The following is a 23,333-nucleotide window of genomic DNA, read 5'->3' on the forward strand; positions in this document are numbered from 1 at the left end:
AGATTTTCCTCAGTACAAGTTAAACTAAAACTCCAGACAAACAACGCGTACCGGAGGTACGCGTTGCCGTTCTAACTTTTTTACTTCGCCTGACGCTTCTGATACTCGCTGGCGGCTTTCACGAAACCTGCAAACAGCGGATGCCCGTCACGTGGCGTTGAAGTAAATTCCGGGTGGAATTGGCAGGCGACAAACCACGGGTGGTTTGGCACTTCGATGATCTCGACTAACTGATCATCCCCGGAGCGGCCCGCAACACGCAGACCCGCAGCTTCAATTTGTTTCAACAACATGTTGTTGACTTCATAGCGGTGACGATGACGCTCGGTGATGACCGGTTCGCCATACAGCTTACGAACCACGCTATCGTCAGACAGCTGGCAGGCCTGTGCGCCAAGACGCATAGTGCCACCCAGATCGCTCTTCTCGGTACGGACTTCGACGTTACCGTCTTCGTCGCGCCATTCAGTGATAAGCGCCACTACAGGGTACTTACAGTCTGGCACAAATTCCGTAGAGTTCGCGTTTTCCATTCCCGCTACGTTGCGCGCAAATTCGATCAGCGCAACCTGCATACCCAGGCAGATGCCGAGGTATGGAATATTGTTTTCACGCGCATAGCGTGCAGTGGCGATCTTGCCTTCTACACCACGGTAGCCGAAGCCGCCAGGGATGAGAATCGCATCCAGATCTTTCAGAATTTCGACGCCACGTGTTTCAACATCCTGCGAATCAATCAGCTTGATGTTCACGGAGACGCGGTTCTTCAGACCACCGTGTTTCAGCGCTTCGATAACGGACTTATAGGCATCCGGCAGTTCGATGTACTTGCCGACCATACCGATAGTCACTTCACCAGCCGGATTGGCTTCTTCATAAATAACCTGTTCCCATTCAGACAGGTTAGCTTCCGGACAGTTCAAGCTGAATCGTTTACAAATATAATCGTCCAGGCCCTGTGATTTCAACAGGCCCGGGATTTTATAAATGGAATCGACATCTTTCATTGAAATAACGGCTTTTTCAGGCACGTTACAGAACAATGCAATTTTCGCACGTTCGTTCGCCGGAACCGCGCGATCGGAGCGGCAAACCAGAATGTCAGGCTGAATACCGATGGAGAGCAGCTCTTTCACGGAGTGCTGAGTCGGTTTGGTTTTCACTTCACCTGCGGCTGCCATGTAAGGCACCAGCGTCAGGTGCATGAACAGCGCGTGTTCACGACCGATATCAACCGCCAGCTGGCGAATCGCTTCCAGGAACGGCAGGGATTCGATATCCCCCACGGTACCGCCGATTTCAACCAGCACCACGTCGTGGCCTTCGCCACCCGCAATGATGCGTTCTTTGATAGCGTTAGTGATGTGCGGGATAACCTGAACGGTTGCACCCAGATAATCACCACGGCGCTCTTTACGCAGAACGTCGGAGTAGATACGACCAGTCGTGAAGTTATTACGACGGGTCATTTTGGTGCGAATGAAACGCTCGTAGTGGCCAAGATCCAGATCGGTTTCAGCGCCGTCTTCAGTAACGAACACTTCCCCGTGTTGGATTGGGCTCATGGTGCCAGGATCGACGTTGATGTACGGATCCAGTTTCATCATGGTCACATTGAGGCCACGGGCTTCAAGAATGGCTGCGAGGGAGGCTGCGGCAATGCCTTTACCCAGAGAGGATACGACCCCGCCGGTCACAAAAATATAGTTCGTTGTCATGCTGAACCTGAGAAGTTAGGGTGAAACGATGGAATAACCAGGACGGGAAAGTAGTATACCCGAACACGGCGAGCGCCACAAACTTTCATTCTCCGTCTCCATTCCAGGCCATGACAAACATAAGGAGTGAGAAAATAGCCCCTTTTGGGTAAATGTTTTTGACGCAAATCAAGCGCTTGTCATTTAAAAAATCACACAAATTGCGCTTGATCGCAAAATTCCGTTAGAGATCAGATTCCTGGCGTTTTACTTCCTGCCAGACTTCTTCCATCACAACGAGGTCAATTCCGGTCATTTCCAGGCCGCGCGAGGCCACAATGCGCTCGACTTCGCGAAAGCGTCGTTCGAACTTAAGGTTGGCTTTTTGCAGGGCCGTTTCCGCTTTTACACCCAGGTGGCGCGAAAGGTTGACGGTGGCGAACAGCAAATCGCCCATCTCTTCTTCAAGCTTTGCTTCATCCACCACGGCCTGCTGCGCTTCGTGCATCACTTCGTCGATTTCTTCATGGACTTTGTCCAGTACCGGGCCAAGCGAGTGCCAGTCAAACCCTACTGCCGAGCAGCGTTTCTGGATCTTATGGGCACGCATCAGGGCGGGCAGACTCAGCGGAATGTCATCCAGCGCGGAGTGTTGGGATTTTTCAGCCCGCTCGGCGCTTTTAATCTGCTCCCAGCGCGCCAGCACTTCCGCGCTGTTGCCCGCCGTGGCATCGCCAAAGATATGCGGATGGCGGCGCTCAAGCTTGTCGCTAATGGCGGCGCAGATATCGTTAAAATTAAAACGTCCCTCTTCCTGCGCCATCTGCGCATAGAACACCACCTGAAACAGCAGGTCACCGAGTTCGCTGCGCAGGTCGTCAAAGTCCTCACGTGAAATGGCGTCCAGTACTTCATAGGTCTCTTCGAGGGTGTACGGGGCGATAGTCGCGAAAGTCTGCTCTTTATCCCACGGGCAGCCGTTTTCCGGGTCGCGCAGGCGTTTCATGATGCCGAGCAGGCGGTCGATTTGAGTCATAGTTCTGTCCTGATGAAAAAATGCCGGGTGGCGGCGTTGCCTTACCCGGCTTACAGAAGAGGATGTTTAACCGCCGTGGAGACGACGCGCGTCAATCACATCCGGGACCTGGTTCAGTTTGCCAAGCACGCGGCCCAGCACCTGCAGGTTGTAGATTTCGATGGTCATATCGATGGTGGCAAGCTGCTCGCGGGTATCACTGCGGCTGGCAACGCCCAGCACGTTGACCTTCTCATTGGCAAGAATGGTCGTAATGTCGCGCAGCAGACCGCTGCGGTCGTTGGCGGTGACGCGCACCACCAGCGAGTAGCCGGCAGAGTAGCTTTCACCCCAGACGGCTTCAACGATGCGTTCCGGCGCATGCGACTGCAGCTCAGCAAGCTGGTCACAGTCTGAGCGGTGAATCGAAATCCCGCGCCCCTGGGTGATAAAGCCGACGATGTCGTCCCCCGGGATAGGCTGGCAGCAGCGGGCGATGTGGTGCATCAGATTGCCGACGCCTTCCACCACCACGCGACCATTGTCTTTGCTGCGCTGCTGCGGGGCGTAGGTTTTCTGCTGCAGCTGTTTCAGCGCCGCCGCATCCTGCTCTGCCGCACTTGGCTTGTTGAACTGCGCCTGCAGGAAATTCACCATCTGGTTGAGACGAATATCGCCGCCACCAATGGCCGCTAACAGCTCATCGAGCTCATTAAAGTTGTAACGCGGCAGCAGGAACCTCTCCGCCTCTTTCAGGCTGATGCCTATATGCTCCAGCTCGTCATCCAGGATCTGGCGACCGGCAAGGATGTTCTTGTCACGATCCTGTTTACGGAACCAGGCGTGAATTTTGGAGCGTCCGCGGCTGGTGGTGACATACCCCAGGTTCGGGTTCAGCCAGTCACGGCTCGGGTTTGGCTGCTTCTGGGTGATGATTTCAATCTGATCGCCCATCTGCAGCTGGTAGGTGAACGGTACAATGCGCCCGCCGATTTTCGCACCAATGCAGCGGTGCCCGACATCGCTGTGGATGTGATAGGCAAAGTCGAGCGGCGTTGACCCGGCAGGCAGGTCGACAACGTCCCCTTTCGGCGTAAAGACGTACACCCGGTCGTCGAAGACCTGGCTGCGCACTTCGTCGAGCATCTCGCCGGAGTCGGCCATCTCTTCCTGCCACGCAATCAGCTTACGCAGCCAGGCAATGCGGTCTTCGTGACCGGTGCGCGCCCCGCCCGAGGTGCCCTCTTTGTATTTCCAGTGCGCGGCGACACCCAGCTCGGCGTCTTCGTGCATCTGTTTGGTACGGATCTGAATTTCAACCGTTTTACCGCCGGGGCCCAGCACCACGGTATGAATAGACTGGTAGCCGTTAGGTTTCGGGTTGGCGACATAGTCATCGAACTCATCCGGCAGATGGCGGAAGTGCGTGTGCACGATCCCCAGTGCGGCGTAGCAGTCCTGCAGACGCTCCGCCACAATACGCACGGCACGCACGTCGAACAGCTCGTCAAAGGCGAGGTGTTTCTTCTGCATTTTGCGCCAGATGCTGTAGATATGCTTTGGCCGACCGTACACTTCGGCACGGACGTTCTCTTCCTTCATCGACTGGCGCAACCCGCTGACAAATTCTTCAATATAGTGTTCGCGGTCGATACGGCGTTCATGCAGCAGTTTCGCTATGCGCTTATATTCCGCCGGGTGCAGGTAACGGAAGCAGTAGTCTTCCAGCTCCCATTTGAGCTGACCAATGCCTAAGCGGTTCGCCAGCGGCGCATAGATGTTTGTACACTCTTTGGCGGCGAGTACGCGCTCATCTTCCGGCGCGTCCTTCACTTCACGCAGGTGGGCGATACGCTCGGCAAGCTTGATCACCACGCAGCGGAAATCATCCACCATGGCCAGCAGCATCCGGCGAACGTTATCGACCTGTTCAGAGGAGACGGAATCGGTGTGCGCGGCTTTAAGCTGACGAATGGCCGCCATATCGCGGACACCGTGGATCAGCGCCACGACCGATTTTCCGACGCTTTCACGCAGCACGTCTTCCGTGACGACGTCCGCATCGGCAAGCGGGAACAGAAGCGCGGCCTGCAGCGTTTCGATATCCATATTGAGCATGGATAAGATTTCGACCATCTCCACGCCGCGCCACAGCAGCAGCTCGGCGTCCGGATGCCCCAGCGTGGTGCGCTGACAATAGGCCCAGGTTTCGGTTAAGCGTTCACACGACTGCTGGCTGGAAATTCCCAGACTTGCGATCCATTTTTGAGGGTCAAACTCACCAGCTTTATTAAGATGTGCACTTCTTACCGCAACCATCGTCCTCTCCTTTAGGGACCAGGGCCTGTCGAAGTCGACAAGCCAAACTAATTAGATGTGCTCAAACAACACCATTGATTCCAGATGCCCAGTGTGCGGGAACATGTCCAGCATTGCCAGACGCTGAATCTGGTAACCCGCGCTGAGTAATGCCTCGCTATCCCGGGCAAGCGTTGCCGGGTTACAGGAAACGTAGACCACGCGTTTCGGGGCGAGTTTAATTATATGCTGCATCACGCCCGGTGCGCCTGCCCGTGCCGGGTCGAGCAGGATTTTGTCAAAGCCCTGTTTTGCCCAGGGCTGCTGCGTGACATCTTCCTCCAGATTTTGATGAAAGAATGTCACATTTTGCAAGCCGTTCTGTTGCGCATTCTCCTGGCCTTTCGCCACCAGCGCGTCGACGCCTTCTACCCCCACAACGCTCGCCGCTTTACGGGCCAGCGGCAGCGTGAAATTGCCCATGCCGCAGAAGAGATCAAGCACGCGGTCGGTCGGCTGGACATCCAGCCAAGTCAGCGCGGTTTCGATCATCTGCTGATTGACGCCGTCATTAACCTGGATGAAATCCCGCGGACTGAACGTTAAGCGTAGTCCGTTTGACGCATACCAGGGCACGTCACCTGTAACCTGCTCCAGTATCTCGCTTTGTGGGGCGAGAAAAAGCGCCAGCTCGTGGGAATGCGAAAAGCGTTCCAGTTTTTCGCGGTCTTTTTTGGACAGCGGCGCGGTATGGCGCAGCACCATCAGCGGACCATTGTTTGCCAGGACCAGTTCCACATGCCCGAGGTGGCGAACACTGTCCAGCCCGGACAGGCATGCGTGCACGTCCGGGAGCAATGCCTCAAGACGGGGCGCCAAAATGGGGCACTGCCTGATATCGACGATATCGCTGGAGCCCGCTTTGCGAAACCCCATCTCCAGCCGCTCGTTTTTGGGCTGATAGCTAAGGCTCAGCCGCGCGCGACGACGATAGCCCCAGGGCTGGTCGGCAATGATGTCGTCAACGTCATGCCTGAGCAGGCGTGCCAGGGCGTTACTCTTACTTTTTTGCTGTAAAACTACGCTGGCATGTTGTTGCTGACAGCCTCCGCAGACGCCAAAATGCGGGCAGCGTGGCTCTGTGCGCTCCGGGCTGGTGGTCAGACGGCGCTTCACCTTCCCGCGTGCGTACTGGCGTTTATCTTCCGTCAGCGTAATTTCTGCTCGTTCTGTGGGCAGCAAACCTGTTATAAACAGTGTCTTACCATTGTGATGCGCGACGCCCTGACCAAAAGGGTCAAGGTCCGTGGCTTCGACAGTGATGATCTGACGCGTCGTCACGCGTCGCTTTGCAGAGTAGAATTGCGCCATCGCCGGGAATTTTCTCAAATATACATAATTATCTTAATTGTCCCATAACGGAACGCCATGACCAACTACAGCCTGCGCGCGCGCATGATGATTTTGATCCTCGCCCCCACCGTTCTCATCGGTTTGCTGCTGAGCATCTTCTTCGTTGTGCACCGCTATAACGACCTGCAGCGACAGCTGGAAGATGCCGGAGCCAGCATCATCGAACCGCTGGCCGTGTCCAGCGAATACGGGATGAATCTGCAAAACCGCGAGTCGATTGGTCAGTTAATCAGTGTGTTGCATCGCCGCCACTCGGATATTGTGCGTGCGATCTCCGTCTATGACGAGCATAACCGGCTGTTCGTCACCTCTAATTTTCATCTTGATCCGGCAGCGTTAAAAATTCCTGACGGTTCGCCGTTCCCGCGCCATCTCACGGTGATGCGACGGGGCGATATTATGATCCTGCGCACGCCGATAATTTCGGAAAGTTATTCGCCGGATGAGTCCGCGCAATCCGACGCCAAGTCCAGCAGCAATATGCTCGGATATGTGGCGCTGGAGCTGGACCTCAAGTCGGTGCGACTGCAGCAGTACAAAGAGATTTTTATCTCCGGCGTGATGATGCTGTTCTGTATCGGCATTGCGCTTATCTTCGGCTGGCGACTGATGCGCGATGTGACCGGGCCCATCCGCAATATGGTCAACACCGTTGACCGCATTCGCCGTGGCCAGCTCGATAGCCGCGTGGAAGGGTTCATGCTGGGCGAACTGGACATGCTGAAAAACGGCATCAACTCGATGGCGATGTCGCTGGCGGCCTATCACGAAGAGATGCAGCATAACGTGGATCAGGCCACTTCGGATCTGCGCGAAACGCTGGAACAGATGGAGATCCAGAACGTCGAGCTGGATCTGGCGAAAAAGCGTGCCCAGGAGGCTGCCCGCATTAAATCGGAGTTCCTTGCCAATATGTCACACGAGCTGCGTACGCCGCTCAATGGCGTGATTGGCTTTACCCGCCTGACCCTGAAGAGCGAGCTTAACCCCACCCAGCGCGATCACCTGCACACCATTGAACGCTCGGCCAACAATCTGCTGGCGATCATTAATGACGTGCTGGACTTCTCCAAGCTGGAAGCGGGCAAGCTGATCCTGGAGAGCATTCCGTTCCCGCTGCGCAGTACGCTTGATGAGGTGGTTACGCTGCTGGCGCATTCGTCGCACGACAAAGGGCTTGAGCTGACGCTGAACATTAAAAACGACGTGCCGGATAACGTCATCGGCGATCCGCTGCGCCTGCAGCAGGTCATTACCAATCTTGTCGGTAATGCCATCAAATTTACCGAAAGCGGCAACATCGACATTCTGGTGGAAAAACGTGCCATCAGTAATAACAAAGTACAGATTGAAGTTCAGATCCGCGATACCGGCATTGGCATTCCCGAACGGGATCAATCCCGTCTGTTCCAGGCGTTTCGTCAGGCGGATGCGAGTATTTCACGGCGTCACGGTGGTACGGGCCTGGGGCTGGTTATCACGCAAAAACTGGTTAAAGAGATGGGTGGCGATATCTCTTTCCACAGCCAGCCAAACCGGGGGTCGACGTTCTGGTTCCATATCAACCTGGATCTCAACCCGAACGTGCTGACGGACGGCCCGGTGACGGATTGCCTGAAAGGCAAGCGCCTCGCTTACGTGGAGCCGAACGCCGCCGCGGCCCAGTGCACGCTGGACATCTTAAGCACCACGCCGCTGGAGGTGGTCTACAGCCCGACCTTCTCTGCGCTTACCGTTGAGCATTACGACATCCTGCTGATGGGGATCCCGGTCACCTTTACCGGGGAGCTCACCATGCAGCAGGAACGGCTGGCGAAAGCCGCGTCGATGACCGACTACCTGCTGCTGGCGCTGCCGTGCCATGCGCAGATCAATGCCGAAGAGTTGAAAAACGACGGGGCGGCCGCCTGTCTGCTTAAACCGCTCACCGCCACACGCTTGTTGCCTGCCCTGACGGCCTACTGCCGCCTGAATGAGCATGCCGTGGCGCTGGTTAATGACGAGCAGAGGCTGCCGATGAGCGTGATGGCGGTGGATGATAACCCGGCAAACCTGAAGCTGATTGGCGTGCTGCTTGAGGATCAGGTTCAGCATGTTGAGCTCTGCACCAGCGGTGCTGAGGCGGTTGAACTGGCCAAACAGATGCAGTTCGATTTGATTCTGATGGATATTCAAATGCCGGGTATGGATGGCATTCGCGCCTGCGAGCTCATCCGCCAGCTACCTCATCAACAGCAAACGCCGGTCATTGCCGTGACCGCACATGCGATGGCCGGACAGAAAGAGAAGCTGCTCGGCGCCGGAATGAACGATTATCTGGCGAAACCTATCGACGAAGAGAAACTGCATAACCTGCTGCTGCGCTATAAGCCGGGGCATATCGGCGGTACGTATACCTTATCAGCAGAACCAGTTGAGATTAGCGTGAATCAGAACGCCACTTTTGACTGGCAGCTTGCGTTACGCCAGGCGGCGGGGAAACCTGATTTAGCCCGCGAGATGCTACAGATGCTGGTCGCGTTTCTGCCGGAAATTCGCAATAAGGTAGAAGAACAGCTGGTGGGCGAAAACCCGGAGGAGCTGCTGCAGGCTATCCACAAGCTGCACGGTAGCTGTGGTTACAGCGGCGTGCCCCGCCTGAAAAACCTCTGCCAGCTGCTGGAGCAGCAGCTACGCGCAGGGACACCAGAATCTGAACTGGAACCGGAGTTCCTTGAACTGCTGGATGAGATGGATAACGTGACGCGGGAAGCGATGAAGGTGTTAGGAAACTGAGGTAAATGCCCGGTGGCGCGACGCTTACCGGGCCTATACCCTCATCCCTCAGCCCTCTGGGAGAGGGAGAACTACATCCCCTGCCCGAGTTTTAGTACCGCCGCGATATTTCTTGCGGCCATCCTGACGTTCTCGCTGGCATTTTCCAGCGCATCTTCCAGCGAGCAGATGGTGTAAATCACGCTAAACACCGCATCGATGCCGTGATCGTGCACAACGCCAACGTCCGCCGTCAGACTGCCTGCAATCCCGATAACCGGCTTGTTGAAGCGTTTGGCTACCTTCGCCACCCCAACCGGCACTTTGCCGTGGATCGTCTGGCTGTCGATGCGACCTTCACCCGTTATCACCAAATCCGCATCGGCAATCTGGTCAGCCAGATGTAGCGCATCGGTGACGATCTCAATGCCCTGGCGCAGCTGCGCACCGCAGAAGGCGTACAGCGCCGCCCCCATTCCACCTGCCGCGCCGCCGCCCGCCAGGTTGAGCACATCCATATCAAGATCCCGGGCAATGACCCGCGCATAGTGCGCAAGCGCGTTGTCCAGAGTAATGATCATCTCGGGTGTGGCCCCCTTTTGCGGGCCAAAAACCGCGGATGCGCCCAGCTTACCGGTAAGCGGATTCGTCACATCGCAGGCCACTTCTATGCGGCACTCGGCCAGACGCTTGTCCAGCCCGCTCAGGTCGATACGGGCAAGTTTGCCCAGCTCGCCTCCACCTTGCCCCAGCGGCTGTTCACGGTCGTCCAGCAGCCTGGCCCCCAGCGCCTGCACCATTCCTGCACCGCCATCATTGGTGGCGCTGCCCCCGATGCCAATGATGATATGCTTAACGCCCGCATCCAGCGCGTGACGGATAAGTTCACCCGTGCCCCAGGAGGTCGTTTTCAGAGGATCGCGCTGCGAAGGTGCAACTAGCTCAAGACCACTGGCCGCCGCCATTTCGATAAAGGCGCTCTTCTCGTCGCCGGATATCCCGTAAAACCCTTCCACGCGATGGCCCAGAGGGCCGGTCACCGGAACATGCACAATGCGTCCCTGCGTTGCCGCGATCATCGCTTCGACGGTGCCTTCACCGCCGTCCGCGACCGGCAGTTTGACGTAAACCGCCTCAGGAAAGATCTCGCGAAAACCCTGCTCTATCGCTGTCGCAACCTCAAGCGCACTCAAACTTTCCTTATACGAGTCCGGTGCGATAACAATTTTCATAAGCCATCCTTACGCATAGTCGTTACGTTAAGCATACACCACGTAAAGAACCGCTAATGGGAGCGGTCCCAATGCGTTTATCGTACCATGCACGGACGTTTATTGTCGAATGTCCACTCTGGGATCAGATACTGCATCGCCATCGCGTCATCGCGCGCACCCAGCCCATGTTTCTGGTACAGCTCATGGGCTTTCATCACCTGATCCATATCCAGTTCCACGCCCAGACCCGGTGTGGACGGGACCTGCACCATCCCCCCTTTGATTTCAAACGGCGCTTTCGTCAGGCGCTGATTGCCTTCCTGCCAGATCCAGTGGGTGTCGATCGCGGTAATCGTGCCCGGCGCGGCAGCGGCCACGTGGGTGAACATCGCCAGCGAGATATCGAAGTGGTTATTGGAGTGCGAGCCCCAGGTCAGACCGAACTCATGGCACATCTGCGCCACGCGTACCGAGCCCTGCATCGTCCAGAAATGCGGGTCCGCCAGCGGAATATCGACAGACTGCAGGGACAAGGTGTGCCCCATCTGACGCCAGTCGGTGGCGATCATGTTGGTCGCGGTAGGTAAGCCCGTGGCGCGGCGGAACTCCGCCATCACTTCACGGCCAGAGAAACCTTGTTCTGCCCCGCACGGATCCTCCGCGTAGGCCAGCACGCCTTTCAGCTGCTTGCCGATGGCGATCGCTTCATCAAGCGACCAGGCCCCGTTCGGATCCAGCGTGACGCGCGCCTGCGGGAATCGTTTAGCCAGGGCTGAGATAGCTTCGGCCTCTTCTTCTCCGGCCAGCACACCGCCCTTCAGTTTGAAATCATTAAAACCATATTTTTCGTACGCGGCCTCCGCCAGGCGCACCACCGCATCCGGCGTCATCGCTTCATCATGGCGGAGTCGGTACCAGTCACATCGCTCGTCCGGCTGGCTCTGGTATGGCAACGGCGTCAGGTTGCGGTCGCCAACAAAGAACAGATAGCCCAGCATCTCCACTTCACTGCGTTGCTGCCCCTCACCCAGCAGGGAAGCAACGTTAACCCCCAGGTGTTGACCTAACAGGTCCAGCATGGCGGCTTCGATGCCGGTCACTACGTGGATGGTGGTGCGCAGATCAAACGTTTGCAGCCCACGGCCACCCGCATCGCGATCGGCAAAGGTATTCCGCACGGTATTTAAGACGTTTTTATATTCGCCCAGCGTTTTTCCCACCACCAGCGGGATGGCGTCTTCAAGCGTTTTGCGGATCTTCTCACCGCCCGGGATTTCCCCCACGCCGGTATGCCCGGCGTTATCTTTAATAATGACAATATTGCGGGTGAAAAACGGCGCATGTGCGCCGCTCAGGTTCATCAGCATGCTGTCATGGCCGGCAACCGGAATGATCTGCATGGAAGTAACAACAGGGGTGGTAAAAGTGCTCATGGTGCAATCCTTTTATCAGTGACGTCCAAAAACTGGGCGCTTACGGTCAAATGTCCAGCCAGGGATCAGGTACTGCATCGGCCCGGCGTCATTACGCGCGCCGCCCGGCAGTTTTTTATACGCTTCATGCGCCTTGTGGACCTGATCCCAGTCAATCTCCACGCCCAATCCCGGCGCATCCGGTACCGCGATGGTGCCGTTTTTAATTTCCAGCGGATTTTTCGTCAGACGGGCCTCACCCTCCTGCCAAATCCAGTGTGTGTCGATAGCGGTTGGGTGACCCGGTGCCGCCGCGCCAACGTGGGTAAACATCGCCAGCGAAATATCGAAATGGTTATTGGAGTGACAACCCCAGGTGAGCCCCCAGTCATCACACAGCTGCGCCACACGCACGGCGCCTGAAAGCGTCCAGAAGTGCGGGTCCGCCAGCGGAATATCGACCGCATTCAGCATGACCGCATGGCCCATTTCACGCCAGTTGGTGGCGATCATGTTCGTAGCGACCGGTAGCCCGGTGGCACGTCGGAATTCCGCCATCACCTCGCGACCCGAGAAGCCTTGTTCAGCCCCAACCGGATCTTCCGCGTAGGTCAGGACATCCCCCAGCCCTTTGCACAGGGCGATAGCCTCATCCAGCAGCCAGGCACCGTTAGGGTCAACGGTAATGCGGGCATCCGGAAAACGTTTCTTGAGCGCACGCGCGGTTTCAATCTCCTGCTCGCCGGGTAATACCCCGCCTTTGAGTTTGAAGTCTTTAAAACCGTAGCGGTCCTGTGCCGCCTCGGCCAGCCGAACCACCGCGTCACTGGAGAGCGCCTCCTGGTGACGCAGGTGATACCACTCATGGTGGCCCGGCGAGTGCGCCAGATAAGGCAGATCGGTTTTTTGCCGATCGCCAACATAAAACAGATAGCCGAGTACCGTCACCGCGTCACGCTGTTTGCCCGGCCCCAGCAGTTCACAGACCGGAACGTTCAGCGCCTTACCGAGCAAATCGAGCAGGGCGGCCTCCAGCGCGGCGACGGCATTGACGCGCAACTCAAACGTCCATGCGCCTTTGCCGAAGGTGTCAAAGTCCGCCGACTGGTTGCCTTTGTGAACACGCTGGACCACTTTATTCAGACGGGCGACCTCCTGGCCGACCACCTGCGGAATGGCGTCTAACAGCGTCTGGAAAATCACCTCACCGCCCGGCGCTTCCCCAACGCCGGTGTTCCCTGCGCTGTCGGTCAGCACCACGATATTGCGGGTAAACCAGGCGTTATGCGCGCCGCCAATGTTAAGCAGCATGCTGTCCTGGCCGGCCACCGGGATGACCTTCATGTCGGTAATAACCGGGCTCGATTGTGTTGTCATCAGCCACGCTCCGCTACAGGTTTGAGTTCAATGCGTTTGATATCACCCACCAGCACCAGATAGCTCAGGACCGCCACCAGGGCGTGCACACCCACATAAATCAGCGCACCGTTGAATGAGCCCGTGGTCCCGACGATGTAGCCAATGGCAATCGGGGTGACAATCCCGGAGATGTTGCCGAACATGTTAAACAGACCGCCGCTCAGGCCGCTGATCTCTTTTGGCGCGGTATCCGCCATCACTGCCCAGCCCAGCGCACCAATCCCTTTCCCGAAGAAGGCCATCGCCATAAAGCCGATGATCATCCACTCCGCGCTGACGTAGTTACAGAACACCATGGTCATTGAAAGCAACATGCCGAGCACAATTGGCGTTTTACGGGCGATGTTCAGCGAACCGGTACGACGCATCAGCCAGTCGGAAATCACCCCACCCAGTACGCCCCCCACAAAGCCGCAGATAGCCGGTACGGAGGCGACAAAGCCTGCTTTCAGAATCGACATACCGCGTGCCTGCACCAGATAGACCGGGAACCAGGTGATAAAGAAGTAGGTTAAGGCGTTAATGCAATACTGCCCCAGGTAGATGCCAATCATCATGCGCGAACCGACAAGCTGCTTGATCTGCGCCCATTTCTGGCTCAACGGAACTTTTGCTTTTTGGCTTTTCTGATCCATGTTGATCAGCGCCCCGCCTTCCGCAATGTACTCCAGCTCTTTCTTGTTCACGCCCGGATGTTGGTTCGGCTCGTGGATCACTTTCAGCCAGATAAAACTGATGACGATCCCCAATCCGCCCATGAAGAAGAAGACGTGTGACCAGCCCACTTCATGCGTCAGCCAGCCCATGATTGGCGCAAAGATCACCGTCGCGAAATACTGGGCAGAGTTAAAAATCGCCACCGCCGTTCCCCTCTCCTGCGCCGGGAACCAGGCGGCCACGATGCGGCTATTCCCCGGGAAGGATGGCGCTTCTGCTAACCCCACCAGGAAGCGGAGAGTAAAGAGCGCGACGATAATACCGAAGCCGCTGAAGATATCGACGAAGCCCTGCAACAGGGTAAACATCGACCAGATAAAGATGGACCAGAAGTAGACTCGCTTGGATCCAAAACGATCGAGCAGCCAGCCACCCGGGATCTGTCCAATAACATAGGCCCATGAAAATGCGGAGAAAACATACCCCATGCCAACCGGATCAAGCCCAATGTCTTTTGCCATTTCAGAGCCGGCAATCGACAGCGTGGCGCGGTCACCATAGTTAAAGGACGTGACGATAAACAGCATCACCACTATCCAGTAGCGAGCGTTAGTGCGCTTCTCCGCACTGCTCGCCGCGTGGCTTAATGTACTCATTGTTGCACTCCTGAAACATAGCTTTCGCCTGGTTCACTCTGTACAGCACCGGTAGGGTAATCAGAATGAGATTTGTGTTTGTCGTTTTGGTACGGCCTGAAGCCGTTTTATTGTGACCGGGAAAGTATATGAAGGAGTGACACGTTCTCTCACCGTGCAAAAACACAACATTAAGGGGCATGAGAAAGGTTGTTTGTGGCAAAAGCCTAAAAGAATGGAAGATGGTTCACGGAATTGGCGTTTGGTGCGGAAGTTATCGCCGGGTGACGGCAACGCCTGACCCGGCCAGGAAAACCCACATGCCCGCGCAAGCGAAGCGCCGCCGGGCAGGATATTATTTAAGCAGTGTGGCCCAGTTCTCAACCCACGGGTTTGATTCGCTTTCGGGTTCCGGGTGTTCTCCGGCGTCAATCAGCAGCATGTCGCCCACGCGCTGGGCGCTCTGTTCCTGCAGGAGTGCGTCGAACTGCTTGCCGCCGCCGCAGAAATTGGCGTAAGAGCTGTCGCCCAGGGCGATGATGCCGTAGTGAACGTCCGGCTGGTAGCCAATATCTTTAATGCCCTGGAAAAGCGGCACGATGCTGTCCGGCAGATCGCCCTGCCCGGTGGTGGAGGTGACCACCAGAATGTATTTATCTTTATACTTTTCCCAGTCTGCCAGCTCCGGATCTTCATAAACCTTGGCTTTATGACCCTGGCTTGTGAGTATCGCTTCCGCCTCTTCCGCAACCAGCAGCGAGTTGCCGTACATTGTGCCGACAAAAATGCCTACTTCAGCCATGATATGTTCCCTTAATTATTGCGCTTGCCGTTCATCCTGAACGTTGCCAGATACAAACTCAACCCTTTCATTTTTGGGGAGTTGCCCCAGCCAGCCAAACTGTGACAGCGCCTGCATCCAGACATCATCGAGACCCGCATGGATCGTCAGAGGTTTGCCGGTAAACGGATGCGTCAGGCTCAGTTCGCTTGCGTGCAGCATCAGACGATCGCAACCAAAATGTTCAGCCGCACTGCGGTTCTGGCGCAGATCGCCATGCTTGCTGTCACCGATAATCGGATGTCGCAAATGCTTCAGGTGTCGGCGGAGCTGGTGTTTACGCCCGGTTTTGGGCAAAAGCTCAACCAGGCTGTAGCGAGTGGTGGGAAATTTGCTGGTTGCCACCGGCATTTCAGTCGTCGCCATACCGCGATACTCGGTTACCGCAGGTTGCGGACCTTTGTCATCACGGGCAAATTTATCGGCGATTTTGTCCAGCTCTTCCACCAGAGGATAGTCAAGCGTGGCGGCTTCTGTCAGCCAGCCACGCACGATCGCGTGGTAGCGTTTCTGGATCTGATGCTGCTCAAACTGCTGCGCCAGCAGACGACCCGCTTCGCTGGACAATCCCATCAGCAGTACACCGGAGGTGGGTCTGTCCAGGCGATGGGCGGTAAACACATGCTGACCAATCTGGTCGCGCACGGTCTGCATCACAACCACCTTCTCGTCACGATCCAGCCAGCTGCGGTGCACCAGCCATCCCGACGGTTTGTTCACTGCCACCAGCCACTCATCCTGATAGAGGATCTCAAGCGTCATGCGTCATCACCGGCAAACAACGCATCCAGCTTTTCCAGCTCAGCCAGCATGACAGCACGCGCCGGGTGGGTGGCCTCCAGCGCCATTTCATAGTAAGGCGAGACCGCAAACGCCTGCGGCAGCGGATGTCCACCCTCCAGCAGCGCATGCATACGGGGAATTAACACCCACTGGAGCCACTCAAACGGTGCCAGCGTATCCAGGCAGAACGGCTGGGTACTTGCGAACGCCTCTGGCTGCGGCGCGGTCTCCTGCCACAGCTGATGTTGGCGCAAAAGAGCTTCGATGGCGTGCAACCGGGCACGAACGCTATCGTGTTGCGTCATAGTAACCTCAACTGAAAAAATGAACGGCGCGCAGCATAGCATTGCAGGCAGCAGAAATAAAAAAAGGGAGCACTGTAAAAACAGTGCTCCCGGTTCGTTTCGCAGCATTCCAGCTACAATTTATGCTCCCTGCTCTTCCGTGACAACTTTTCCTGAAGCCCGAAGGCCTGTTCATCCGTAAACTGTTTGCATCCTGCACACATCGTCCTGATGTGTCTGTTTCATCCTGAAACGTCCTGGCCATCCTGACCCACCGATCATCCTGAGCGGCTCTCGTTCTCCTTCCTGGAGGTGTCCCTTACGCGTCCTGCGTGATCCTTTGCTTCATCCTGAAGCCTTCCTGCAGCGCCATCCTGACGTGTCCTGTGTGAGAAGCGCCATCATCCTGATGTTCGTTTCTCGTGTCGGCGTCCTGTCGACAGAGATAGAATCCGCTATTCCGCTTCGTCTTACAACCCACCCTGTAAGCGTTGTCAGCCTCTGAAAAGCGGGCTTGCTGCGTCAGAATTTTATTAATCCTTTGATAATTATCATAATATTTTTCTTAATTACGTAAGGTAATACTGATCGTTGCGGCGATCTCTCACAAACCGTGTAAGAGATCTCTCACACGCGCTGTAGCATGATGGATTACAGAAGCGGCTCAAGTCGGGTAAGGAAATCCGCAAGTGAGGGGGCGAGGGTCTCGCGATTGCGGGTGCCGATTGTCTCTTTGATTACTTCACCAGACAGGTTGCAGACGGAAATAACATCCAGTTCACTGTCCAGCGTGGCAATAAAGAGTGTCGGAGAAAGCTTAAGGCGTTTTTGCGTGACCAGATGACCAATCAGGTTTTCCTGAACACGCTGCAGATCGTCTTCGCTCCAGGTCTGCAACAGCGTCAGCGTTATCTCACCAAAGCGGGCAGGCATATCCCCTGCAAACTGCGTGGTGTAGAACGCGTGAACCGCTGGTTGTACCACAATGTCCATTGCCCGTTCAACCGCATTTACATTCTCCTCGACAGACCAGGGCTGCGGCTGCCAGATAACGTAGTCGTCCACCGAAGAGATAATGCAGGGCGAAGGCACACCATAGAGATCAGCACTTTGCGGCCAGGTGCCCCGGGTGTCATGCCATGCGTCGCAGTAACGGGTCGTGAAGGTCTTAAGGGCATTTGCAGTTTCGATATCCACCGATTTCTCTCTTCTGGTAAGACAGGATAAACTCAGCCCTAAGTGTACCTGTAAAGTGACTATGAAACATGTCTTACGAAAATCATCAGGCGTTAAGTGGCTTAACGCTGGGTAAATCGACCGATTACCGCGACACCTACGATGCCAGCCTGCTGCAGGGCGTTCCGCGCAGCCTTAACCGCGATCCTTTAGGGCTGCGTGCAGACGCGCTGCCGTTTGTCGGCGGTGATATCTGGACGCTGTATGAGCTCTCCTGGCTGAATGCTCGCGGTCTGCCGCAGGTGGCGGTAGGCCAGGTTGAGCTGGATCATGCCAGCCTTAACCTGGTGGAATCCAAAAGCTTCAAGCTGTATCTCAACAGTTTTAATCAGACTAAATTCACCAGCCTGGAAGAGGTTCAGCACACGCTGGAGCGTGATTTACGCGCCTGCGCCCAGGGCAACGTGACCGTTGCGCTGTATCGCCTGAATGAACTGGAAGGGCAACCTGTCGCCCATTTTAACGGCACCTGCATTGACGATCAGGATATCGAGGTGGATAACTACGAGTTCAGCGCCGGGTACCTGGAAAATGCGGCAAGCGGGAAGATCGTGGAAGAGACGCTGGTCAGCCATCTGCTGAAGTCCAACTGCCTGATCACCCACCAGCCGGACTGGGGTTCTGTGCAAATCCAGTATCGCGGCCCCAAAATTGACCGGGAAAAGCTGCTGCGCTATCTGGTGTCGTTCCGCCATCACAACGAATTCCACGAGCAGTGCGTGGAGCGCATCTTCAGCGATATTCAGCGCTTCTGCCAGCCAGAAACGCTGAGCGTGTACGCGCGCTACACCCGTCGTGGCGGGCTGGACATTAACCCGTGGCGCACTAATACCGATTTTGTACCTGCAACGGGCCGACTGGTGCGTCAGTAATATAAATATTTTCACAATATGCGCGGGTAATGCAGCGCTTTAGGTTGTGAAACGTCACGCGGCAGGGCTATTGTAATCAGCAGGGAATGACGATAATCGTCCCATAAGGAGCTCACTTGATTACACATATTAGCCCGCTTGGCTCAATGGATATGTTGTCGCAGCTGGAAGTGGACATGCTTAAACGCACGGCCAGCAGCGATCTTTATCAACTGTTTCGTAACTGTTCACTTGCCGTACTGAACTCCGGAAGCCTGACAGACAACAGTAAAGAACTGTTATCCCGCTTCGAAAGCTTTGATATCAACGTGCTGCGCCGTGAGCGCGGCGTGAAACTTGAAGTGATCAACCCGCCGGAAGAGGCCTTCGTCGACGGGCGGATTATTCGTTCCCTGCAGGCCAACCTGTTTGCCGTGCTGCGTGACATCCTGTTTGTTAACGGGCAGATCCACAACGCGGGCCGCTTCCAGCATCTTGACCTGGAAAGCTCGGTTCATATCACCAACCTGGTGTTTTCTATTCTGCGTAACGCCCGTGCCCTGCACGTTGGCGAAGCACCGAATATGGTCGTCTGCTGGGGCGGTCACTCCATTAACGAAACCGAATACCTGTACGCCCGTCGGGTGGGTACCCAGCTCGGTCTGCGTGAGCTGAATATCTGCACCGGCTGTGGCCCAGGCGCGATGGAAGCGCCAATGAAAGGTGCCGCCGTGGGTCATGCCCAGCAGCGTTATAAAGAGGGGCGCTTTATCGGCATGACCGAGCCGTCGATCATCGCCGCTGAGCCACCTAACCCGCTGGTCAACGAGCTGATTATCATGCCGGATATCGAAAAGCGCCTGGAAGCGTTTGTCCGTATCGCTCACGGCATCATCATCTTCCCGGGCGGCGTGGGTACGGCAGAGGAGCTGCTCTATCTGCTGGGGATCCTGATGAACCCGGCCAACAAAGATCAGGTTCTGCCGCTGATCCTGACCGGGCCGAAAGAGAGTGCCGACTACTTCCGCGTGCTGGACGAGTTTATCGTGCATACGCTGGGTGAAGCCGCGCGTCGTCACTATCGCATTATCATTGACGATGCGGCAGAAGTGGCGCGTCAGATGAAAAAAGCGATGCCGCTGGTGAAAGAGAACCGTCGTGATACCGGTGATGCCTACAGCTTTAACTGGTCAATCCGTATTGCGCCGGATCTGCAGATCCCGTTCGAGCCTTCGCATGAGAATATGGCGAACCTGAAACTCTATCCTGACCAGCCGGTAGAAGTGCTGGCCGCCGACCTGCGTCGCGCCTTCTCGGGCATTGTGGCGGGTAACGTGAAAGAGGTGGGGATCCGCGCCATTGAGCAGTTTGGCCCGTATAAGATCCACGGTGACCCGGAGATGATGCGCCGCATGGACGACATGCTGCAAGGCTTTGTCGCCCAACACCGTATGAAGCTGCCGGGCTCGGCTTATATTCCTTGCTACGAAATCTGCACATAAGGCGTTAATCGTTCTTCTGAGGGCCGGGGCGCGTTCTGTCGTTACCCGGCCTTTTTTTCGCATCAATTCATAGTTATCGCTTATAGAATTTATAAACTGCACGCCAACGCAAACGATTACCTGGATTTTAAAACCATAAATTATCAGCTTTAAAGCAAATTACTCATCAGAAAATCCTAAAACCCACCATCTTTACAGCGCAAGACACCTATCTTCGGGGCCGCTCTTTCCGGACATATGTTGTTAATGGTAGCCTTCGCGCCCGTAAATTCTCTTTGATGTTTTTTTAACAGAGAAATGGTCTAAATATACCCACATCATGAGTGGATTATTGCATTTGGGATCGCGATCACTGATACATTCATAAGTAGAATGTATCTTTCCGCCCGCCAATAGTTACGGGTGAAAATTATTAAAAAACCGTCACTGAACGAATTTCATATTACCGTCAGGCATTTTTTCATCGGATTTGACTACAAACCTGACAATTTGCTTCCTCCAGGAGATACAGATGGAAACCACTCAAACCAGCACCGTTGCTTCGATTGAATCCCGAAGTGGTTGGCGCAAAACGGATACCATGTGGATGCTTGGCCTTTACGGCACAGCAATCGGCGCTGGTGTACTGTTCCTTCCTATCAACGCAGGCGTCGGCGGTCTGATCCCGCTGATCATTATGGCCATCATCGCGTTCCCGATGACCTTCTTCGCACACCGCGGTCTGACCCGCTTCGTGCTGTCCGGTAAAAACCCGGGCGAAGACATCACCGAAGTGGTTGAAGAGCATTTCGGCGTTGGCGCAGGGAAACTGATTACCCTGCTCTACTTCTTCGCCATTTACCCGATTCTGCTGGTTTACAGCGTGGCGATCACCAACACCGTTGAAAGCTTCATGACGCACCAGCTGCAGATGACGCCGCCACCGCGTGCCATTCTGTCCCTGATCCTGATCGTCGGTATGATGACCATCGTGCGCTTCGGCGAGCAGATGATTGTTAAAGCGATGAGCGTCCTGGTGTTCCCGTTTGTTGCCGCACTGATGGTGCTGGCCTGCTACCTGATCCCACAGTGGAACGGTGCGGCGCTGGAAACCCTCTCCCTGAGCAGCGCATCTGCAACCGGTAACGGCCTGATGATGACCCTGTGGCTGGCGATTCCGGTAATGGTCTTCTCCTTCAACCACTCCCCGATCATCTCTTCCTTCGCCGTGGCGAAGCGTGAAGAGTACGGCGCAGGCGCAGAGAAGAAGTGCTCCAGCATCCTGGCACGTGCACACATCATGATGGTGCTGACCGTAATGTTCTTCGTCTTCAGCTGCGTACTGAGCCTCTCCCCGGCGGACCTGGCAGCAGCGAAAGAGCAGAACATCTCCATTCTGTCTTACCTGGCGAACCACTTTAACGCACCGATTATTGCGTGGATGGCACCGATCATCGCCATTATCGCCATCACCAAATCCTTCCTCGGCCACTACCTGGGCGCACGTGAAGGTTTTAACGGTATGGTGATCAAATCTCTGCGCGGTAAAGGCAAGAGCATTGAAATCAGCAAGCTGAACAAAATCACTGCACTGTTCATGCTGCTTACCACCTGGGCCGTTGCTACGCTGAACCCAAGCATCCTGGGCATGATTGAAACCCTGGGCGGTCCGGTTATCGCGATGATTCTGTTCCTGATGCCGATGTACGCAATTCAGAAAGTCCCTGCTATGCGTAAGTACAGCGGTCATGTGAGCAACATCTTTGTGGTTATCATGGGGCTTATCGCTATCTCTGCGATCTTCTACTCCCTGTACACCATGTTCTGATTATCACCCGCGCCGTCCCCGGACGGCGCACTCCTTCCTCTCTGACTGAAAGCAATGGACGCATCATGATTAGCGTATTCGATATCTTCAAAATCGGTATTGGTCCTTCCAGCTCTCACACTGTCGGACCAATGAAAGCCGGTAAGCAGTTCACGGATGACTTGATTGCACGCGGCATCTTGCACGACATCACCCGCGTGGTTGTCGATGTGTACGGCTCGCTTTCCCTGACCGGAAAAGGCCACCATACCGATATCGCCATTATCATGGGCCTGGCGGGAAACCTGCCGGATACCGTTGATATTGATGCGATCCCTGGCTTCATCCAGGACGTAAACACCCACGGTCGCCTGCTGCTGGCAAACGGCGAACACGAAGTGGAATTCCCGGTTGACCATTGCATGAATTTCCATGCGGACAACCTGTCGCTGCACGAAAACGGCATGCGCATTACCGCGCTGGCCGGCGACACCGCGGTTTACAGCCAGACCTATTACTCTATCGGCGGCGGGTTTATCGTCGACGAAGACCACTTTGGTCAAACCAGCACCTCTTCTGTCGACGTGCCGTATCCGTACAAAACTGCGGCCGATCTCCAGCGTCACTGTCAGGAGACGGGGCTTTCCCTCTCCGGTCTGATGATGAAAAACGAGCTGGCCCTGCACAGCAAAGCGGAGCTGGAACAGCACTTTGCTAACGTCTGGGAGGTGATGCGCGGCGGGATTGAACGCGGGATCACCACCGAAGGCGTTCTGCCCGGTAAGCTTCGCGTACCGCGTCGTGCGGCCGCGCTGCGCCGTATGCTGGTGAGCACCGACAAAACGACCACCGACCCAATGGCCGTCGTAGACTGGATCAACATGTTCGCCCTGGCGGTGAACGAAGAGAACGCCGCAGGGGGCCGCGTGGTCACGGCGCCAACCAACGGTGCCTGCGGTATCGTTCCGGCCGTGCTGGCCTACTACGACAAGTTTATCCGTGAAGTGAACGCCAACTCGCTGGCGCGCTACCTGCTGGTCGCCAGTGCGATTGGTTCTCTGTATAAGATGAACGCCTCCATTTCCGGCGCGGAAGTGGGCTGTCAGGGTGAAGTGGGCGTGGCCTGTTCCATGGCCGCTGCGGGTCTGGCAGAGCTGTTAGGCGCAAGCCCGGCGCAGGTCTGCATTGCCGCCGAAATCGGCATGGAGCATAACCTGGGGCTGACCTGTGACCCGGTTGCCGGACAGGTTCAGGTGCCGTGTATCGAACGTAACGCGATCGCCTCCGTGAAGGCAGTGAACGCCGCACGAATGGCGCTGCGCCGCACCAGCGAGCCACGCGTCTGCCTCGATAAGGTTATCGAAACCATGTACGAAACCGGTAAAGATATGAACGCCAAATACCGTGAAACCTCTCGCGGTGGTCTGGCAATGAAGATCGTGACCTGCGATTAAGCCTCTCAGGAAGCCTCGTTTTGCGAGGCTTCTTCCTGTTTTCCCCGCCGCGCATAGTTTCATACCGCTGACAGTGTTACCC

17 protein-coding genes are annotated in these 23,333 nt (G+C 55.9%); 5 read left to right on the forward strand and 12 right to left on the reverse strand.

Annotation, left to right across the window (positions count from 1 at the left end; translation table 11 throughout):
• Positions 1–80: 80 nt before the first annotated feature.
• The 4 genes from pyrG to rlmD all read right to left on the reverse strand — a co-directional run bounded on the left by pyrG (position 81) and on the right by rlmD (position 6,381).
• Complete coding sequence (gene pyrG / locus ACOTZF_RS08985) at positions 81–1,718, reverse strand: glutamine hydrolyzing CTP synthase (protein WP_013098516.1); 1,638 nt, start codon at positions 1,716–1,718, stop codon at positions 81–83.
• Positions 1,719–1,941: 223 nt separating this feature from the next.
• On the reverse strand, positions 1,942–2,733 hold the full coding sequence (gene mazG / locus ACOTZF_RS08990) for a nucleoside triphosphate pyrophosphohydrolase (RefSeq protein WP_038983822.1): 792 nt from the start codon (positions 2,731–2,733) through the stop codon (positions 1,942–1,944).
• Between the two features lie 66 nt (positions 2,734–2,799).
• Positions 2,800–5,031, reverse strand: a complete 2,232-nt coding sequence (relA, locus tag ACOTZF_RS08995; protein ID WP_038983824.1) for a GTP diphosphokinase — start codon at positions 5,029–5,031, stop codon at positions 2,800–2,802.
• A 51-nt stretch (positions 5,032–5,082) separates the two neighbouring features.
• Positions 5,083–6,381 carry a 23S rRNA (uracil(1939)-C(5))-methyltransferase RlmD gene (rlmD, locus tag ACOTZF_RS09000; RefSeq protein ID WP_047351675.1) on the reverse strand — a complete coding sequence of 433 codons (1,299 nt, stop codon included), beginning with the start codon at positions 6,379–6,381 and terminating at the stop codon, positions 5,083–5,085.
• 57 nt (positions 6,382–6,438) lie between these two features.
• Between rlmD and barA the strand changes: the two genes are divergently transcribed.
• Entirely contained in the window at positions 6,439–9,198 is a 2,760-nt protein-coding gene (gene barA / locus ACOTZF_RS09005) for a two-component sensor histidine kinase BarA (RefSeq protein WP_023620554.1), read from the forward strand.
• A 71-nt stretch (positions 9,199–9,269) separates the two neighbouring features.
• Here the strand turns inward: barA and ACOTZF_RS09010 are convergent, their stop codons facing one another.
• From ACOTZF_RS09010 to syd, 8 genes are all read right to left on the reverse strand, one after another.
• Entirely contained in the window at positions 9,270–10,409 is a 1,140-nt protein-coding gene (locus tag ACOTZF_RS09010; protein ID WP_013098521.1) for a glycerate kinase, read from the reverse strand.
• A gap of 77 nt (positions 10,410–10,486) precedes the next feature.
• Positions 10,487–11,824 (reverse strand): glucarate dehydratase, encoded by a 1,338-nt coding sequence (gudD, locus tag ACOTZF_RS09015; RefSeq protein ID WP_038420507.1) that lies wholly within the window; start codon positions 11,822–11,824, stop codon positions 10,487–10,489.
• Positions 11,825–11,839: 15 nt separating this feature from the next.
• On the reverse strand, positions 11,840–13,180 hold the full coding sequence (locus tag ACOTZF_RS09020) for an enolase C-terminal domain-like protein (RefSeq protein WP_038983827.1): 1,341 nt from the start codon (positions 13,178–13,180) through the stop codon (positions 11,840–11,842).
• A complete protein-coding gene (gudP, locus tag ACOTZF_RS09025; protein WP_013098524.1) occupies positions 13,180–14,535 on the reverse strand; it encodes a galactarate/glucarate/glycerate transporter GudP in 1,356 nt (451 codons plus the stop codon). Before gudP ends, ACOTZF_RS09020 begins: the two co-directional genes overlap by 1 nt.
• 334 nt (positions 14,536–14,869) lie before the next feature.
• Positions 14,870–15,316, reverse strand: coding sequence for a flavodoxin (locus tag ACOTZF_RS09030; protein ID WP_020689316.1), 447 nt, complete (start codon positions 15,314–15,316; stop codon positions 14,870–14,872).
• 15 nt (positions 15,317–15,331) lie between these two features.
• The gene (gene truC, locus ACOTZF_RS09035) at positions 15,332–16,117 is read right to left on the reverse strand and encodes a tRNA pseudouridine(65) synthase TruC (protein ID WP_038983829.1); all 786 of its coding nucleotides are present in this window, start codon (positions 16,115–16,117) and stop codon (positions 15,332–15,334) included.
• Entirely contained in the window at positions 16,114–16,443 is a 330-nt protein-coding gene (locus ACOTZF_RS09040; protein ID WP_013098527.1) for a YqcC family protein, read from the reverse strand. Before ACOTZF_RS09040 ends, truC begins: the two co-directional genes overlap by 4 nt.
• Positions 16,444–17,073: 630 nt before the next feature.
• A complete protein-coding gene (gene syd, locus ACOTZF_RS09045) occupies positions 17,074–17,619 on the reverse strand; it encodes a SecY-interacting protein (RefSeq protein ID WP_020689319.1) in 546 nt (181 codons plus the stop codon).
• 68 nt (positions 17,620–17,687) lie between these two features.
• Between syd and queF the strand changes: the two genes are divergently transcribed.
• From queF to ACOTZF_RS09065, 4 genes are all read left to right on the forward strand, one after another.
• A complete protein-coding gene (gene queF / locus ACOTZF_RS09050; RefSeq protein WP_013098529.1) occupies positions 17,688–18,530 on the forward strand; it encodes an NADPH-dependent 7-cyano-7-deazaguanine reductase QueF in 843 nt (280 codons plus the stop codon).
• A gap of 116 nt (positions 18,531–18,646) precedes the next feature.
• The gene (gene ppnN / locus ACOTZF_RS09055; RefSeq protein ID WP_013098530.1) at positions 18,647–20,011 is read left to right on the forward strand and encodes a nucleotide 5'-monophosphate nucleosidase PpnN; all 1,365 of its coding nucleotides are present in this window, start codon (positions 18,647–18,649) and stop codon (positions 20,009–20,011) included.
• Positions 20,012–20,522: 511 nt separating this feature from the next.
• Positions 20,523–21,818: an HAAAP family serine/threonine permease gene (locus ACOTZF_RS09060; protein WP_013098531.1), complete on the forward strand. Its 1,296-nt coding sequence runs from the start codon at positions 20,523–20,525 to the stop codon at positions 21,816–21,818.
• 65 nt (positions 21,819–21,883) lie between these two features.
• Positions 21,884–23,251: an L-serine ammonia-lyase gene (locus tag ACOTZF_RS09065; protein WP_020689323.1), complete on the forward strand. Its 1,368-nt coding sequence runs from the start codon at positions 21,884–21,886 to the stop codon at positions 23,249–23,251.
• The last annotated feature ends 82 nt before the right edge of the window (positions 23,252–23,333 follow it).

This window comes from Enterobacter cloacae complex sp. SHL021 (assembly GCF_049237765.1).
GTDB lineage: Bacteria > Pseudomonadota > Gammaproteobacteria > Enterobacterales > Enterobacteriaceae > Enterobacter > Enterobacter cloacae.